The organism is Vibrio sp. 1562 (assembly GCF_033340155.1).
Lineage (GTDB): Bacteria > Pseudomonadota > Gammaproteobacteria > Enterobacterales > Vibrionaceae > Vibrio > Vibrio alginolyticus.
On the sequence record NZ_JAWOVY010000010.1, the window covers coordinates 21,127 to 39,371 of the forward strand.

Consider the following 18,245-nt stretch of genomic DNA (forward strand, 5'->3'; position numbering starts at 1 on the left):
TTGGTAAAGTTAAAGCTGTTTAGCTGGAACCAAAATCGTTGGGCCGCTGTTTTCCAGTTGGTTCGGATAGTCAAGCGTGTAGTGCAAACCTCGACTCTCTTTACGCTGCATCGCACAACGAACCATCAACTCTGCTACTTGTAAAAGGTTACGCAGTTCTAATAAGTTGTTCGACACTCGGAAATTGCTGTAGTACTCGTGTGTTTCTTGTTGCAACAGTTGGATACGGCGTAAGGCGCGCTCTAAACGCTTGTCAGTTCGCACAATGCCCATGTAGTCCCACATAAACAGACGAAGCTCGTGCCAGTTGTGCTGAATGATCACTTCTTCATCACTATTGGTTACTTTGCTTTCATCCCAACATGGCACCTGTGAAGGTAGCTCAACGTTAGTGTGATGTTTTAGAATATCTTTTGCCGCAGACCAAGCATAAACCACGCATTCGAGAAGTGAGTTTGATGCCATGCGGTTAGCACCATGCAGCCCGGTGTAGCTAACTTCACCAATCGCATACAAATTTTTCAGATCGGTGCAGCCATTTCTATCCACCATGACACCGCCACAAGTGTAGTGTGCAGCAGGTACGATTGGGATTGGCTCTTTAGTCATGTCAATGCCCAAGTCCATCAAACGTGAATAAATGGTTGGGAAGTGTTTCGTAATAAAGTCAGCAGGCTTATGGCTGATGTCGAGATACATACAGTCGGCACCTAAACGCTTCATTTCGAAGTCGATAGCACGAGCCACGACGTCACGCGGAGCAAGCTCTTTACGTTCATCGAAATCCGGCATAAAGCGAGAGCCATCTGGACGACGCAGGTAAGCACCTTCGCCACGCAACGCTTCAGTCAGCAAGAAGTTACGTGCTTCTGGGTGATATAAACACGTAGGGTGGAACTGGTTAAATTCCATATTCGCCACACGACACCCTGCACGCCAAGCAATCGCAATACCATCACCAGACGACACATCTGGGTTAGAGGTGTATTGATAAACCTTTGAAGCACCACCTGTAGCGAGAACCACAAATTTGGCTCGCACGGTTTCGACATGCTCTTCGTTGCGGTTCCAAATATAAGCACCGATAACTTTGTTTTTATCACCGCCAATTTTGTCTTCGGTGATTAAGTCCAGAGCATTGTGACGTTCGAGAACATGAATGTTTGGATGGTTATGAGCGTTATCTTGCAGGGAGGTTTGCATCGCCATACCTGTCGCATCTGCCGCGTGAAGAATACGACGACGGCTATGACCACCTTCACGAGTTAAGTGGTAGCGAGGTTCATCGTCAGAGTCATCTTCTTCACGATCAAATGGGACACCACCGTCAATCAACCACTGTACACACTCTTTTGAATGCTCAGCAATGAACCTTACGGTCTCCTCATCGCAAATACCATCCCCGGCGATTTGCGTGTCTTCAACGTGTGAATCAATGGTGTCTGACTCATCAAATACGGCAGCGATACCGCCTTGAGCATAGTAGGTTGCCCCTTCGCTGCGTGGTCCTTTACTCAGCACCATCACCTTACAGTGGTTAGCAACGCGCAAAGCCAACGACAAACCTGCCGCGCCACTCCCTACCACTAATACATCACACTCATGTTCACGATTTGTGTTCATATAACTTTTATAATCCCAAGCTAAGGTAACAAAGTTACCTTGTGTATTATTTGCACACCATGTGCATTCCATTATCGCGACATCTGTCGCTAAGGGCTAAGTTGGGAGACCTATCGACGTCCGTGTTACGGCGGTGACTGAGCCACTCTTCTTTTTCATGCAGAGCATGAGCATGCTTCCTAAGTTATAATTTGTAACGCGGTGTTCAGATAGCCATTAGCCATGCAAATGAAAAGTAATAGTTTGTCAATGCCATTGCTTTTCCATGCCCGACCCAGCACAATCTGGGACAGAGATCATTCATTATACCCATTTCCCTCCAAGATGCTCGCTTGTCAAACTTAGACTAAAGTCAGGCAGCGGTGGTCATTTGGGTACAGACATCACATTGTGAAAAAACAATGACAAAAAACTTGAGAAACCATGGAACTTTCTCATTCACGTTAGGGTCACAATAGTGCTCAAGTAAGCAGTGGTGTCAATACTACGTTTTGCATAATTAGTACCCATATCTGAGAAGAGTAGGGGCATAACAAATAGGAGTATCCGCTCGAATGAACGAGCAGCTGACCGATCAAGTATTGATTGAGCGAGTTCAGAATGGCGATAAGCAAGCATTCAACCTGTTGGTAACAAAGTACCAGAATAAGGTATGTAATCTTATTTCCAGATACGTTAGTAATCCTGGCGATGTACCAGATGTAGCACAAGAAGCGTTTATTAAAGCTTACCGAGCTATCCCTAGCTTTCGTGGGGAAAGTGCGTTTTATACGTGGCTGTATCGCATTGCAGTGAATACTGCGAAAAATCACATTGTTGCTCAAGGGCGTAGACCTCCAGCGACAGATGTCGATGCTGAAGATGCTGAATTTTACGAAACAGGTAGTGCACTTAAAGAAATATCGAACCCTGAGAACTTAACGTTGTCCAAAGAATTGCAACGGGTGGTGTTCAGTGCAATCGAAGCTTTACCTGAAGATTTAAAAACCGCAATGACATTACGAGAGCTCGATGGCTTGAGTTATGAAGAAATTGCAGAAGTGATGGATTGCCCGGTAGGAACGGTACGATCGCGTATCTTCCGTGCTCGTGAGGCGGTGGAAAAGAAAATCAGACCTCTTTTGCAACGCTAGTACAAGTAATAACTATGGTGAAAATAATGGCTGACAAAGAAAAACTTTCAGCTCTCATGGATGGAGAATTGGTCGATAAGGCTTTAATTCAAGAGTTAGAGCAAGACCAAGAGAGCCGTGATGCTTGGCAGAACTATCACCTGATTGGTGATGTGATGCGAGGTGAAGCGCCAGCAAAACCTGAGTGGAATATTGCTGAAAGCGTGGCGTTAGCGTTAGAAGATGAACCTGCACACCGTGCGTTTGATTCGCACAGTGCAAATGTTATCTCAATTGCGGATACGCCAAAAGAGTCGCAACCAGAACCGCAAAAAGCAAAACGTCAGTTGCCAGGTTGGTTGACGCAGTTTGGTCAAGTTGCTGTTGCTGCATGTGTATCGCTTGTTGTTATTTTAGGTGTACAGCAGTACGGTGGTAGCGATTCAATGTCGCCGCAAACAGATCAATTACCTGTATTGCAGACGGTTCCGTTTGCTGGCAGCGCAGAACCAGTGAGTTTGACTCGTGAGTCTGTAGAACGTTCTGTAGGCGAGGCAAATATGCAAGAGCAGCGCAAGCGTGTTCATGCTATGCTGCGAGACTACGAATTGCAGTTACGAATTAACAGTGATGCATCTCAACAAGATGCAAATCTGAATCCGGATATTGAATGAAAAAATTTCTGATCAGCGCTTGCGCTCTGTTCAGTATGATGTCTTCTCAAGCCTTTGCTGGTGATAAGCCAGCGGAGGCTTTATTGCATCAAATGAGCGAGGCGAGTAAGAATTTAAGTTACGAACTCTCTTATATCCTTATCAAAAAGAACAGCATTGAGCCGTTGCTGTATCGTCATGCCACGCATGGTGACGATCAATATGCTCACCTTGTCTACTTAAGTGGCCCCGTGCGTGAAGTGATTCGTCGCGGAACTGAAGTAAGTTACATCGAAACGGGTTTAGAACCGTTCACCATCGAGTCAGGTAAAATGGTCGCTCCGACTATGCCTATGCTCAACACCAATATCGATGAGCTAAACTTGTATTACGACTATGTAAAAGTGGGTAGAGCTCGTGAAGCTGGTGTGGCAACACAAGTGCTGCGTATTGTTCCTAAAGACGGTCTGCGCTATTCATACGTACTATGGATCGATGAGAAGAGTAAATTGCCGTTACGTGCCGACCTTGTGGACCGCGATGGTGAGATGCTTGAACAATATCGCACTATTTCTTACACGGTAAATCCAAAAATCGCAGAGTTAATGAGTGGCCTGCAAGATGTTCAATTACCTGCTGTTCTCACCATGCCAAAAGGCGATATTGGGACCAGTAATTGGCAGGTTGGTTGGATCCCTGAGGGTTTCGAGCCGAACGAGCTCAACCGCTATCGAATGGCCGTTACTAATCAAATGGTGGAGAGCCAGCTGTATTCTGATGGTCTGTTTAGCTTCTCTGTTTACGTGGCAAACAAAGATGAGCATTCGTTAAAAGGGCAGTTGGTTCGCCAAGGCAGAAGAACGCTACACAGTTTTGTGAGCGGTCAACATGAAATCTCTGTTGTAGGAGACATTCCACCGACCACAGCACAGCGTATAGCCCAATCTGTCACATTTAATGTAACAAAGAGTAAATAACAATGATGACCGCGTTGGCTACCGTGACAGACGTGCATCGTCGCGGCAAGCAATACGAAATTGATTTAAGTTGCGAACAGCAGACCAGTTGCAGTAGTTGCTCTTCACAGAAAAGCTGTGGAACGGGCGTTGTTACTAAAGCCATTGGTAACAAGAGTTTATCTTGGCACCTGCGCACGGATAAATCGGTGAAAATAGGTCAAGTCGTCGAGATTGGTTTTCCTGAGTCGAGCCTAATAAAATCAGCAATGGCGGTTTATTTACTGCCATTGTTTGGTTTGATTATCGGTGCGATGTTTGGTCACTTCCTATTAGCGCCGCTGACAGCCGGCGGGGAAGGCATCATCATATTGGCATCGGTATTGTTTGCCGCTGGTGGAATGTGGATCGCAAAACGTGTTTCTCGTCCTTTAGAAGATGAATCCAAGCGCCAAGTTACCCTCGTTCGGGTACTTGGAGAGCCAATCCAGTAAGTGCTGTCCCCCTCCACTAAAGGTTATTTGGGTATGTACTTTAAATTACGTGCGCCCGTTAACGAAATTCGGTAGAATCTGCCAACTTGATTGAAATGCCGTCAGTAGATGGCGTTTCTTACTGTCCCTATTTGTAAAGAGTTAGTCACCCTAAATCTATGAAGCACATTCGTAACTTTTCGATTATCGCCCACATCGACCATGGTAAGTCGACCCTATCAGACCGTCTAATCCAAGTTTGTGGCGGGTTAACCGATCGTGAAATGGCCGCACAGGTTCTGGATTCTATGGATCTTGAACGTGAGCGTGGCATCACCATCAAATCTCAGAGTGTGACGCTAAACTACACCGCTAAAGACGGTGAGACGTATCAGCTGAACTTCATCGATACTCCGGGGCACGTTGACTTTGCATATGAAGTATCACGTTCTCTAGCGGCTTGTGAAGGTGCGCTATTGGTTGTGGATGCGGGTCAAGGTGTTGAAGCTCAAACACTGGCTAACTGTTACACCGCGATCGAAATGGATCTAGAGGTTGTGCCAATCTTGAACAAGATTGACCTACCAGCAGCCGATCCTGAGCGTGTAGCGGAAGAAATTGAAGAAATCGTTGGTATCGATGCAATGGAAGCAACCCGCTGTTCTGCGAAGACAGGCATCGGTGTTGATGACGTTCTAGAGAACATTGTGTCAGCGATCCCTGCTCCGGAAGGTGATCCAGATGCGCCACTACAAGCGCTGATCATTGACTCATGGTTTGATAACTACCTTGGCGTTGTTTCTCTAGTGCGTATTAAAAACGGCGAACTGAAGAAGAACGATAAGATCAAAGTGATGAGTACGGGCCAAGTTTGGGGTGTAGACCGCCTTGGTATCTTTACGCCAAAACAAGTAGATACCGATACCCTTCGTACTGGTGAAGTAGGTTGGGTTGTTTGTGGTATCAAAGACATTCTTGGTGCCCCTGTTGGTGATACGCTGACTCTAGCGAAGAATGGTTGTGATAAACCGCTACCTGGCTTTAAGAAAGTTAAACCTCAGGTTTACGCAGGTCTGTTCCCTGTATCTTCCGACGATTACGAAAACTTCCGTGACGCACTAGGCAAACTAAGCCTCAACGACGCATCGCTATTCTACGAGCCAGAAAACTCTGCGGCACTTGGCTTTGGTTTCCGTTGTGGTTTCCTTGGCATGTTGCACATGGAAATCATCCAAGAGCGTCTAGAGCGTGAATACGACTTGGATCTTATTACCACAGCACCAACGGTAGTTTACGAAGTTGAGAAGACGGATGGCGATCTGCTGTATGTTGATAGCCCAGCAAAACTACCAGCGATCAATGACATTGAAGAAATTCGTGAACCGATTGCGCGTTGTAACATCCTTGTGCCTTCAGAGTACCTAGGTAACGTAATCACACTGTGTGTTGAAAAGCGAGGCAGTCAAGTTGATATGGTTTACCACGGTAACCAAGTCGCTGTGACTTACGATATTCCAATGGCTGAAGTGGTACTGGATTTCTTCGATCGTCTGAAATCAACATCACGCGGTTACGCATCTTTGGATTACAACTTCCAGCGTTTTGAAGCTTCGAACATGGTACGTGTAGACGTTCTTCTTAACGGTGACACTGTTGATGCATTAGCGATGATCACACACAAAGATCAGTCTCAGACTCGCGGTCGTCAGTTGGTAGAGAAGATGAAAGAATTCATCCCTCGCCAAATGTTTGATATCGCAATCCAAGCGGCAATTGGTAACCACATTATCGCTCGTTCAACGGTAAAACAGTTGCGTAAGAACGTTATTGCGAAATGTTACGGCGGTGACGTAAGTCGTAAGAAGAAACTTCTGAAGAAACAGAAAGAAGGTAAGAAACGCATGAAGCAGATCGGTAACGTTGAGCTGCCTCAAGAAGCGTTCCTAGCCATCCTTCACGTAGGTAAAGACTAAAGTTGAACTTTGTCTCACACTTGTCGGTCTTAAGACGTTAGATATTAAAATAAGTGAAAGGGTTTCGGCTCTTTCACTTTCGTATTTTTAGATAAGGGAATTTAATGGCGAATACATTCTCACTGATGTTGGTTATTGCGACTTTGGTAACTGGCGTGGTTTGGCTATTGGAAAAGCTGGTTTTCGCGAAAAAGCGTCAGGAAAAACTGGCTGAGATTCAAGCTCAGACGTCTAATGGTTTGGATGCAGTGACCTTGCAAAAAGTTGAGCGTCAGCCTTGGTGGGTTGAAAATAGCGTCTCTATTTTCCCTGTGATCGCGTTCGTTTTAGTATTACGTTCTTTTATCTACGAACCATTTCAAATCCCATCAGGCTCAATGATGCCTACCTTGCTGGTTGGCGATTTCATTTTAGTTGAGAAGTACGCGTACGGTCTAAAAGACCCAGTATGGCGTACTCAGCTAGTGGAAACTGGTAAGCCTGAGCGTGGTGATATCGTGGTCTTCAAATACCCACCACAACCAAGTGTGGACTACATTAAGCGTGTAGTTGGTTTACCTGGTGATATCGTGCGTTATTCAAGTGATAAGCAGCTTTGCGTGCAAAGCCAAGGCGAATCGGCATGTAAGCCAGTTAAACTGAGCAATGTTGAAGAAAGTCAGTTTAGCTCGAACGGTATTCCAATGATCCAACTGGATGAAAAATTGGGTAACGTTGAGCACAATATTTTGGTTAACCCTCTTGTGCGTAACCGCGTGGAGCAATATTTCCCACGCAGCGGCACGACAGAGTGGGTTGTACCACAAGGTCAGTATTTTGTGATGGGTGATAACCGTGACAACAGTGCTGACAGCCGTTACTGGGGCTTTGTTCCAGAAGCAAACTTAGTCGGTAAAGCTGTCGCGATCTGGATCAGCTTCGAGTTTGATCGTGGCGCAGATAGTGTTCTACCTTCATGGATTCCAACTGGTGTGCGTTTTAACCGCATCGGTGGCATTCACTAACCATTCAAATATCGAGAGAGTATGAATTCTCCAATTGATAAACTAGAGAGAAAGCTCGGCTACCAGTTTCAAGATGCCGGGCTTATCAATTTGGCGCTGACGCACCGCAGCGCCAACAGTAAGCACAATGAACGTCTTGAGTTTCTGGGCGATTCAATTTTAAGTTTTGTCATCGCTGATGATCTGTACCATCGTTTCCCAAAAGTGAACGAAGGTGACATGAGCCGCATGCGTGCTACTTTGGTTCGCGGACATACATTGGCGGAACTGGGTCGTGAATTCGATCTAGGAGATTATTTAAAATTAGGTCCAGGTGAATTGAAGAGTGGCGGTTTTCGCCGAGACTCTATTTTAGCCGATGCGGTTGAAGCCATTATTGGCGCAATTTACCTAGACAGTGATCTTGAAGTTGTGCGAGGCATTGTACTGAGTTGGTATCAGTCACGCCTTGAAGCCATTAAACCAGGCGTTTCACAGAAAGATCCGAAAACTCGCCTACAAGAGTTCCTACAAGGCAGAAGAAAACCGCTGCCTGTCTACACAGTGACTAATATTAAAGGTGAAGCGCACAACCAAGAGTTCACGGTTGAGTGCGAAGTAGCAGGTGTGGATAAGCCTGTAATCGGTAAAGGCACCAGCCGCCGCAAGGCAGAACAAGCGGCTGCTGAAACAGCACTTGAGCAATTAACAAATGGCTGATAACGAATTCGATATCGATGCGTTTTTCGCATCACAAGGTGAGCCAAGCTCGCCAGAAAACCAACACTGTGGCTTTATTGCTATTGTTGGTCGTCCAAACGTAGGTAAGTCGACACTTTTGAACAAGATTTTGGGTCAGAAGATTTCGATCACCTCTCGTAAGCCGCAAACGACACGCCACCGTATTATGGGTGTGGATACGGACGGCGATTACCAAGCGATTTACGTCGACACGCCTGGACTTCACATTGAAGAAAAGCGTGCGATCAACCGTTTGATGAACCGTGCAGCTAACTCGTCATTGAGTGATGTAAACCTTGTGTTCTTCTTAGTCGATGGTACGCATTGGACTAAAGACGATGAGATGGTGCTGACCAAACTTCAAAAATCGAACTTCCCAGTTGTGCTTTGTGTAAACAAAGTCGACAACGTACAAGATCGTAACGACGTGATGCTACACATGGCGGAGATGTCGAAGAAGATGGACTTCGTGGATGTTGTGCCAATCTCTGCCAAGCAAGGTAAGAACATTGACGTACTGCGTAAGCACGTGCGTAATCACTTACCTAAAGCAACGCATCACTTCCCAGAAGAATACGTGACTGACCGTTCTCAGCGTTTTATGGCGTCTGAGATTGTGCGTGAAAAGCTGATGCGCTTTACTGGTGAAGAGCTGCCATACTCAGTAACGGTTGAAATTGAACGTTTTGATTACAACCCCGAAACCGACGGTTTCCACATCAATGCCTTGATTCTTGTTGAGCGTAATGGTCAGAAGAAAATGGTGATTGGCAAAGGCGGCGAGAAGATTAAAACCATTGGTCGCGAAGCGCGTTTGGATATGGAAGAATTGTTCGGTCGTAAAGTTTACCTAGAAACCTGGGTAAAAGTGAAATCTGGCTGGGCAGACGACGAACGAGCGTTGCGTTCGTTGGGTTATATAGACGATTTATAATCTTGGCTGCGAAGGTGCTTCGCTCCAACATCGATGAAAAATCAGTATCGATTAAAATAAGGAGCCGCTCGGCTCCTTATTTTTTATTTCACACTTTTTAGGCACAATGACTTAGATGAGTAATCTGTCTTCCGAAGGTTTACAGCGCTGTTTTGTATTGCACCGACGCCCTTACAGTGAATCGAGCTTAATCCTTGATGTATTTAGTGAGGAATATGGCCGAATGACTTTAATGGCCAAAGGCGCGCGCAGTAAGCGTTCGAACTTAAAAGGCGCATTGCAACCTTTTACCCCGCTATTACTTAAATGGTCGGGGAAAGGCTCGATGAAAACTTTGCGTCAAGCCGAGCCGATAAGTCTAGGTTTGCCGTTAACGGGCATTAATCTCTACTCAGCCATGTACGTCAATGAACTGATTGGCCGTATTTTGATGGCTGAAGTGCCGATGCCAGCACTATTTCATGATTATTTGCATGCGTTAACCGAGTTGGCGCACAACGAGAACCCTGAGCCTGCACTGCGTCGTTTTGAGTTAGCCTTGCTGTCTGCTATGGGGTATGGCGTGGATTTTTTGCATTGTGCAGGTACCGGCGAGCCCGTCGACCCAGAAATGACCTATCGTTACCGGGAACAGAAAGGGTTTATTGCTTCGGTTAGGCGCGATAACCTCACGTTTTTAGGGAATGAACTGATTGCTATCAGTGAGCGGCGGTTCGTCACTAAAGAGCAGCTAAAAGCGGCAAAACGCTTTACACGTATAGCCTTAAAGCCGTATCTTGGCGGCAAACCTTTAAAAAGTCGTGAATTTTTCATTCAGACCCCCAGAGCACGGAGTAACGGAAAATGAGCTCAATTTATTTAGGCGTCAATATCGACCATATTGCCACTCTACGTAATGCACGTGGTACAAAATACCCAGATCCTGTTCACGCTGCTGAAATTGCAGAGCGTGCAGGCGCGGACGGTATCACTATCCACTTACGTGAAGACCGTCGCCATATTTTGGATCGTGATGTACGTATTCTGCGTGAAACCATTCAAACGCGTATGAATCTAGAGATGGCAGTGACGGACGAAATGGTTGAGATTGCGCTGCAAACTAAACCAGAGTTTGTGTGTCTAGTGCCTGAAAAGCGTGAAGAACTGACGACGGAAGGTGGCTTAGATGTTGTAGGGCAGCTTGAAAAAATTAAAGCTGCGACGAAAAAGCTGACAGATGCAGGCATTAAAGTTTCGCTCTTTATTGATGCTGACCGTCAACAGATTGAAGCTGCGAAAAAGTGTGGCGCTCCGTTTATTGAGCTACATACTGGCCATTATGCAGATGCGACGACAGAAGACGAACAACAAGCTGAACTGAAGAAGATTGCCGCTGGTGCGAGTTATGCACATGATCTAGGTATTATTGTTAATGCCGGGCATGGCCTGACTTATCACAATGTCGCACCAATTGCTGCATTACCAGAAATTTACGAACTTAACATTGGTCACTCAATCATTGGTCGCGCAGTATTTGATGGTTTAAATAAAGCGGTTGCTGACATGAAAGCACTGATGATTGAGGCTCGCCAGTCATAGGGCTATCTAGATGGCGATTATAGGGTTAGGGACCGACATTGCAGAAATTGAGCGTATTGAAAAAGCGTTAGCTCGTAGTGGTGAACCTTTTGCTCAGCGGATTCTTTCAGAAGAAGAAATGGCCAAATTCTCACAGCTTAAGCTGCAAGGTCGTTATCTTGCTAAGCGCTTTGCAGTCAAAGAAGCGGCCTCAAAAGCATTGGGAACGGGGATAGCAAAAGGGGTCACGTTTCACGATTTTTCCATCTCGAACGATGCGCTTGGAAAACCAGTGCTCGCATTGACGGGCACAGCCAAGCAAATAGCGGATGCGATGGGCGTTAACCACATTCACCTGTCCATTTCCGATGAGCGTCATTACGCTGTGGCGACGGTTATTTTTGAATCCTAGCTTGTAAGTCTTAAACAAAATACTAAAAAGCCAGAGCATTTGCTCTGGCTTTTGTTTCTCTTCAATAGATCACTGTTCAAGGTATAACTTTGCGGTTGTTGTTACTTTAATCATTTCATCTTGCAGCTCGAACATTTCAGGCTCAACTTCCTCAAGACTGACCCCTGAGCGCAGTGCTTGCTCAAGCGTCGCACAGAGTGACTTCAGTCTTGGAACGCCACAATATGAACTACTGCCGTGCAGCTTATGGATGACATGAATTAGGTCATCACGGGAGATATCTTCTTGCTCCAGAGCTTGGTCAACGACTGCTTCTACTTCAGGGATGAACTCAATCAACATGCGCAGCATGTCTTTAGCGAGATCCTCTTTATTCGCGCTCTGTTTTAAGGCTGCTTGCCAATCAATAATCACATCCTGCTGAGGCGAAGAAACGGGTTGTGGTGCGCTTCCTTCAGGTTCATCAACGTATGAAGGGGCGACTTTGCCAATGCTCTCTGTACAAGCATTTGGGTTCCAGTGAACCAAAACCTGTTGCAGCACATGCTCTTCAATAGGTTTGGTCAAGTAGTCATCCATTCCTGCTGAGAGCAAGCGGTCTCGTTCCCCTGCCATGGCATGCGCCGTTACAGCAATCACTGGCGTGTCTTTATTTAACTCCAACTCTTTAATGTGCTTACAAGCGGTCACCCCATCCATTTGTGGCATTTGGATATCCATAAAGATTAAATCGTACTTTTTCTCTGTCGCCAGGTTCACCGCTTGCTGGCCATTGCTACAGGCGGTGACGGTTTCTACTCGTTCGCGGAGCAGTGCAGAGATCAGCTTCAAGTTTGCAGGGTTGTCATCCACTGCTAGTACAGTCAGAGGTAAACGGTCCCCTTCGCTTGGCGTAATTGGAGCGCTTAATACAGGTGGCGATTCTACATGTTCGCTAATCAGGCTTTGTAGCAACTTACGGCGAGACAATGGCTTCGTCAGGCACTGGACGTGATGCTCTGTCATTATTTGGTCCGCAAGCGCCAATTCGGTACTCGGTGTCCCTAGAAGAACACTCGGAGCCATACGTTTCGCTTGTTCTATCCAAGGTGTAATAACTTCCGCATCGTGAGTCTGGTTGGCCGCTAAATTCAACAATACATAATCATATTGTTCTTCGTTGTTTGGTAGCGAAGAGCGGTATGTTACTAAAATACCCTCCTGACTCAGAATCTGTTGGGTTACGGATGCGGCTTGCATGTTTGGTTCAATCAGCAGTAACTGCTTCCCAGTCAGAAGTTCCACTTCAATCAGTTCGCTCATTGGCATCTCGGTTGAGTGCAAGCGCACCGTAAACCAGAAGGTTGAACCTTGGTGTAGACGGCTGGTTAAACTGATTTCGCCGCCCATCTGGCTCACCAGTTTCTGAGTGATGACCAGACCAAGGCCAGTACCGCCGTAACGACGTGAAATACTTGCATCTGCTTGGCTAAAGGCTTGGAACAACTGCGCTTGCTGACGCTCAGAGATACCAATACCGGTATCACGCACCATGAATTGCAGTTCGACGGAGTCTCCTGATTGAGAGCGCATTTCTACGCTAACATCAATGTTGCCTCGCTCGGTAAACTTGATTGAGTTACCGACTAAGTTCGTCAAAATTTGCTGAATACGTAGTGGATCCCCAACTAAACCCGGTGGAATTTTAGGGTCCACTTTTAGGGTGATTTCTAACCCTTTCTCATGTGCACTTGTGGCTTGTAGGTTAATTACCTCTTCTAAACTTTCTCGGAAATCAAAAGGAATGTTTTCCAGCGCCAGCTTACCCGCTTCAAGTTTCGAGAAGTCGAGAATGTCATTGATGATATTCAGCAGGTTGTTCGCCGATTTCTCAATCGTCTGTAGGTAATCCGTTTGGCTGTTAGAAAGCTGCGTTTTAAGCATTTGACGAGTAAAGCCAATCACCCCATTGAGCGGAGTACGCAGCTCGTGCGACATGTTTGCCAAGAACTCTGACTTAACCCTGGCCGCTTCTTGCGCGCGTTTCTTCGCGATATCCAGCTCAACGTTCTGAATTTCTAGCTGCTCAAGCGTTTCACGTAAGTCGGACGTGGCTTGGTCTATACTGTGCTGCATCTCCACGTGATATTCTGATAACGATACCGCCATGGCGTTGATGCCATTTTTTAGCTGGTCTAACTCCCCGTGCATTTTGCCTTCGATACGCACATCCAGATGACCGCGGCGAATGCGGTCAACGACATTCTTCATGTGGGTGATAGGTTGGGTCACATCGTGCATTAGACGTGAAGCAAACACACTTGCTAAGCCAAGACCGAGAACCAGAACTAAAAACGCAGAGAAGACTTCTTGATACTGTTGCAGCCTCAAGGAGGAGAGATCTAACTCGACGGCGATGTAACCAATCGCTTTTGTGCCTTGGCTTTCGTTCGACAACTCCGCTAAGTAGTGACCTTCTGACAAAATGGGGACACGCAATATCAGTGAGTTTTCGTAGATTTCCGAATTACCCAGTTGCGGGATCGGTTTATCTTTGGGAAACATCAAGGCTTCAAAATTAGGATGAAAGTTAGAGGTTACAAAGAGCTCATGATGTTCATCAAATACCGCGATACTACGAACCAGTTTGGAGTTTTTACGGTGCGCGTAGCTTATCAAGCGACGTACCGCCTCTCGGCTTTCTGATAGTAGATGAGTTTCACTGGCAATCGCCAGCGGCTCAATAATGCTGTTACCAGTGGTGATAACTTGTTTCTCAAGGTCTTGGTAGCGGTTAAATGAGAAAAAGCCGCTCAGTAATAAACCAATAATGAGAGTGGGAGCGAGAGTTAGTGTAATTACACGTGCTCGTAAGCCATATCTGGTCATGTTATCTAATTACATCGGAGTCTGGATATGGGAAAATAACGCATTATTTCTCAAGCGCACGATAAAGCCTTGAGCAAAGAAGTGACGTCACCGAATAAACGGTAAGCATAATCAAGTCACTCGAATCACACAACGGCTGCAATCAAGAATAGTGAAGCCGAAGAGCAATTACACATAAATCAGGCATAGAGCATGGCACGCATCTTTCAACCGAAAAAGAAAACCCAACTCAATACTCGGCACCAAGCAGTGCAAGTAGAGCGTTTAGATCACCACGGCGCAGGCATTGCTTACCTCAAAAAGAAGCCATTGTTTATTGATGGAGCACTGCCGGGTGAGGAGGTGGTCACTCAATTGGTGGAAGAAAAGAGCAAATACGCTCGCGGTAAGTTGATTAAAATCCTTAAGCCGAGTGAAGCTCGTGTGGAGCCATTTTGCCCACATTATAATGAGTGCGGTGGCTGTGATTTGCAGCATCTAGATTATGACCAACAATTGACGTACAAACAGCAAACGTTGCGTCAGCTAATGCGAAAATTTTCAGGCAGTGACATTGAACTAGATGCCCCGTTATTGGGATATTCGCAGGCCTACCGTCGCCGTGCGAGAGTGAGCTTGTTTGTTGATAAAAAAACACGTCAGCTACATTTTGGTTTCCGTAAAAAGCAGAGTAAGCAAATTGCGCAAGTGACCGATTGCCCAGTGCTGGCACCGGAACTGAATGTTTTGCTGCCAGAGATTTACTCAGCCCTAAAAGCGTTCAAAAAGCCGGAACAATTGGGTCATGTAGAGCTGGTACTTGGTGATAATGGTCCGTGTATTACGCTGCGCCACTTGAGCGCTCTGACAACGAGTGAAACTCAAGCTCTAACGGAGTTGGCAAAACGTCATGGCGCATCGTTGTACTTAATGCCATCGACAGAACAATTAGACCTTATCGAAGGCGATATGCCTTTTTATCAAGAAGTTGGAGTGAAAATCCCTTTTGCACCAAATAACTTTATTCAAGTAAACCAAGGTGTAAACCAACAAATGGTCAAACAAGCGGTTGAGTGGTTAGACCCACAAAAGAGTGACCGAGTGTTAGATTTGTTCTGTGGCTTAGGCAACTTTAGTTTACCAGTTGCGAAATTAGCTAAGTACGTGGTTGGAGTAGAGGGTGTTGCAGAGATGGTAGAAAAAGCCACAAACAATGCATCTTTGAACCAAATTAATAACGCGCAATTTTATCACGCTAACCTTGAGCAAGATTTTGAAGGCCAAGCCTGGGCCGCAGAGCGGTTTGATAAAGTATTATTAGACCCAGCACGCGCGGGAGCGAGTGGGATCATCGATCAAGTTTCTGAGCTTGGCGCACAGCGTGTAGTTTATGTTTCTTGTAATCCTGCTACCCTTGCTAGGGATAGTCAAAGCTTGATAGAGCAAGGCTATAAATTAACGAAATTAGGTATGCTGGACATGTTCCCTCATACCAGTCATCTAGAATCGATGGCATTGTTTGAAAAGTCCTAACTTTAGGACTTTGACCCCTTATTTGTGGTGGGTGGTCATAAAGCCAGCGTGTACGCGCGGTAAAAAGAACTAACCTGGACGGTGTTAGTCAAACCACACGAATATAATAATTAGGATGATGAGATGGTTGCGGTAAGAAGCGCGCATTTAAACCAAGATGAACAGTTTGAACTCGAAAACTGGGTGGCTAGCCTAGGACAAGAGAAAAACACAGCCTCACGCTTAATCGAAGTATATCGAGATTGCCAGACGGTATTAGCTGATAACGAGCAAGCGGAGCTGTTGTTGTGGCGTGGACGAGAAATGATCGAAATTTTGATCACCTTGTCTATGGATCAAGCCACTTTAGTGGCTGCTCAACTGTTTCCTTTGGTTTCAAGTGGTGCTTTTAACAGAGAAATTCTGGAAGAGAAATACAGCAAAGAAATCATAAAATTAATCGACGGCGTTGAAGAAATGGCTGCTATTGGCCAACTCAACGTCAACATGGAAGGCAGTGCAGCGTCATCTCAGGTAGATAACGTACGCCGCATGCTGCTTGCCATGGTGGATGACTTCCGCTGCGTGGTTATCAAGCTTGCGGAGCGAATTTGTAACCTTATTGAAGTTAAAAAAGCGCCTGATGAAGTTCGACGTGCGGCGGCAAAAGAGTGTGCCAACATCTATGCGCCGCTAGCAAACCGATTAGGCATCGGTCAGCTGAAATGGGAAATTGAAGATTACGCTTTCCGCTACCAACAGCCGGAAACTTACAAACAAATTGCCAAGCAGCTTTCTGAGCGACGCATCGTTCGTGAACAGTACATCAAAGACTTTGTTGAAGACCTCACGCACGAAATGGAAGTGTCGGGCATCAATGCCGAAGTGAGTGGTCGACCTAAGCACATCTACAGCATTTGGCGAAAAATGCAGAAGAAGAGTTTGGCATTCGATGAGCTGTTTGATGTTCGAGCAGTACGTATCATCGCAGACAAACTGCAAGACTGTTACGCGGCTTTAGGCGTAGTTCACACCAAATACAAGCATCTACCGAGCGAGTTTGATGACTACGTTGCTAACCCTAAACCAAACGGTTATCAATCGATCCATACAGTAATTCTAGGGCCAGAAGGCAAAACCATCGAGATCCAGATTCGTACCAAGCAAATGCATGAAGAGTCGGAACTGGGGGTTGCAGCGCACTGGAAATATAAAGAAGGGGCAAGCAGCCGAAGCGGTTATGATGAGAAGATTACGTGGCTGCGTAAGCTATTGGATTGGCAAGAAGAAATGTCTGACTCTGGCGAAATGCTCGATGAGCTGCGTAGCCAAGTCTTTGATGACCGTGTTTATGCCTTTACACCACGTGGTGATGTTGTCGATTTGCCAATGGGGGCAACGCCGCTAGATTTTGCCTATCACATTCACTCCGAAGTGGGACACCGTTGTATCGGTGCCAAAGTCGGAGGTCGTATTGTGCCGTTCACGCATAAATTACATATGGGTGACCAAGTCGAGATTATCACTCAGAAAGAACCTAACCCATCACGTGACTGGTTAAACCCATCATTAGGCTTCGTTCATTCTGGTCGTGCGCGTGCCAAAATTAACGCCTGGTTCCGAAAACAAAGCCGTGAGAAGAACCTTGAAGCAGGTCGTGAAATCCTTGAGCATGAGTTAGCCAAAATTGGCGCAACGTTAAAAGATGCAGAGCATTACGCCCTCAAGCGGTTTAACGTCAAAACACCAGATGAATTGTATGTTGGTGTAGGTAGCGGTGATTTGCGTATCAACCAAATAATTAACCATATCAACGCGTTAGTTAACAAGCCAACGGCAGAGGAAGAAGATCAGCAAGCACTGGAAAAACTGCAAGAAGCTGAGCATAAATCACCCGCGCAAAGCCGACCGAAAAAAGACGCAGTTGTAGTAGAAGGCGTCGATAACCTAATGACACATCTAGCACGTTGCTGTCAGCCAATTCCAGGTGACGATATCTCTGGTTACATAACGCAAGGTCGTGGGATTTCAGTACACCGTAGTGACTGTGAACAGCTAGAAGAACTGCGCCATCATGCGCCAGAGCGCATCATCGATACAGTCTGGGGCAGCGGCTTTGTGGGGTCATACATCCTCACCGTGCGTGTTGAAGCGATGGAGCGAGGTGGTCTACTCAAAGACATTACGACACTGTTCGCCAACGAAAAGATCAAAGTGACCAGTATGAAGAACCGAGTCGACTACAGACGTCAACTTGCCATCATGGACTTTGACCTAGAAGTCACCAATATTGAGGTGCTTTCGCGGGTTTCGAAACGTGTGGAACAGATCAAGGATGTCATGACGGTGAAACGCCTCGGCTAAAACTCTCGTCATAGTTATCGTTGTAGCGTTGTTGACTGCACGCACTCGCTCCATCACATGGTGAACCATGCTCAGGAGTCTCGTTTGTTTGTCGCCTAGCTACAA

Annotated in this window: 15 protein-coding genes; 13 read left to right on the forward strand and 2 right to left on the reverse strand. The window is 46.1% G+C overall.

Annotated features, from left to right (window positions below; translation table 11 throughout):
• Positions 1 to 9: 9 nt before the first annotated feature.
• Complete coding sequence (gene nadB / locus R7Z49_RS12395; protein ID WP_005380947.1) at positions 10 to 1,623, reverse strand: L-aspartate oxidase; 1,614 nt, start codon at positions 1,621 to 1,623, stop codon at positions 10 to 12.
• A 554-nt stretch (positions 1,624 to 2,177) separates the two neighbouring features.
• Between nadB and rpoE the strand changes: the two genes are divergently transcribed.
• The 11 genes from rpoE (at position 2,178) to acpS (ending at position 11,417) form a co-directional block, all read left to right on the forward strand.
• Entirely contained in the window at positions 2,178 to 2,756 is a 579-nt protein-coding gene (rpoE, locus tag R7Z49_RS12400; protein ID WP_005380946.1) for an RNA polymerase sigma factor RpoE, read from the forward strand.
• Positions 2,757 to 2,782: 26 nt separating this feature from the next.
• Positions 2,783 to 3,409: a sigma-E factor negative regulatory protein gene (locus R7Z49_RS12405; RefSeq protein WP_005380944.1), complete on the forward strand. Its 627-nt coding sequence runs from the start codon at positions 2,783 to 2,785 to the stop codon at positions 3,407 to 3,409.
• On the forward strand, positions 3,406 to 4,365 hold the full coding sequence (rseB, locus tag R7Z49_RS12410) for a sigma-E factor regulatory protein RseB (RefSeq protein WP_005380941.1): 960 nt from the start codon (positions 3,406 to 3,408) through the stop codon (positions 4,363 to 4,365). The genes R7Z49_RS12405 and rseB overlap by 4 nt, the downstream gene beginning before the upstream one ends.
• Positions 4,366 to 4,367: 2 nt before the next feature.
• Positions 4,368 to 4,838 (forward strand): SoxR reducing system RseC family protein, encoded by a 471-nt coding sequence (locus R7Z49_RS12415; RefSeq protein ID WP_005384575.1) that lies wholly within the window; start codon positions 4,368 to 4,370, stop codon positions 4,836 to 4,838.
• Between the two features lie 158 nt (positions 4,839 to 4,996).
• On the forward strand, positions 4,997 to 6,790 hold the full coding sequence (gene lepA / locus R7Z49_RS12420; RefSeq protein WP_005380934.1) for a translation elongation factor 4: 1,794 nt from the start codon (positions 4,997 to 4,999) through the stop codon (positions 6,788 to 6,790).
• 104 nt (positions 6,791 to 6,894) lie between these two features.
• Entirely contained in the window at positions 6,895 to 7,794 is a 900-nt protein-coding gene (gene lepB / locus R7Z49_RS12425) for a signal peptidase I (protein WP_005380933.1), read from the forward strand.
• A 21-nt stretch (positions 7,795 to 7,815) separates the two neighbouring features.
• On the forward strand, positions 7,816 to 8,493 hold the full coding sequence (gene rnc / locus R7Z49_RS12430; RefSeq protein WP_005380932.1) for a ribonuclease III: 678 nt from the start codon (positions 7,816 to 7,818) through the stop codon (positions 8,491 to 8,493).
• Entirely contained in the window at positions 8,486 to 9,448 is a 963-nt protein-coding gene (era, locus tag R7Z49_RS12435; RefSeq protein WP_005380931.1) for a GTPase Era, read from the forward strand. Before rnc ends, era begins: the two co-directional genes overlap by 8 nt.
• A 115-nt stretch (positions 9,449 to 9,563) precedes the next feature.
• On the forward strand, positions 9,564 to 10,295 hold the full coding sequence (gene recO, locus R7Z49_RS12440; protein ID WP_005384578.1) for a DNA repair protein RecO: 732 nt from the start codon (positions 9,564 to 9,566) through the stop codon (positions 10,293 to 10,295).
• On the forward strand, positions 10,292 to 11,026 hold the full coding sequence (pdxJ, locus tag R7Z49_RS12445; RefSeq protein ID WP_005384579.1) for a pyridoxine 5'-phosphate synthase: 735 nt from the start codon (positions 10,292 to 10,294) through the stop codon (positions 11,024 to 11,026). Before recO ends, pdxJ begins: the two co-directional genes overlap by 4 nt.
• Before the next feature lie 10 nt (positions 11,027 to 11,036).
• Positions 11,037 to 11,417: a holo-ACP synthase gene (gene acpS / locus R7Z49_RS12450; RefSeq protein ID WP_012841407.1), complete on the forward strand. Its 381-nt coding sequence runs from the start codon at positions 11,037 to 11,039 to the stop codon at positions 11,415 to 11,417.
• 69 nt (positions 11,418 to 11,486) lie between these two features.
• Here acpS and barA read toward each other — a convergent pair whose 3' ends face one another.
• Positions 11,487 to 14,285, reverse strand: coding sequence for a two-component sensor histidine kinase BarA (barA, locus tag R7Z49_RS12455; protein ID WP_005383774.1), 2,799 nt, complete (start codon positions 14,283 to 14,285; stop codon positions 11,487 to 11,489).
• Positions 14,286 to 14,477: 192 nt separating this feature from the next.
• Between barA and rlmD the strand changes: the two genes are divergently transcribed.
• Together rlmD and relA are read left to right on the forward strand one after the other, a co-directional pair.
• The gene (gene rlmD, locus R7Z49_RS12460; RefSeq protein ID WP_318111700.1) at positions 14,478 to 15,797 is read left to right on the forward strand and encodes a 23S rRNA (uracil(1939)-C(5))-methyltransferase RlmD; all 1,320 of its coding nucleotides are present in this window, start codon (positions 14,478 to 14,480) and stop codon (positions 15,795 to 15,797) included.
• 123 nt (positions 15,798 to 15,920) lie between these two features.
• Positions 15,921 to 18,140 carry a GTP diphosphokinase gene (gene relA, locus R7Z49_RS12465; protein WP_005380915.1) on the forward strand — a complete coding sequence of 740 codons (2,220 nt, stop codon included), beginning with the start codon at positions 15,921 to 15,923 and terminating at the stop codon, positions 18,138 to 18,140.
• Positions 18,141 to 18,245 lie beyond the last annotated feature (105 nt).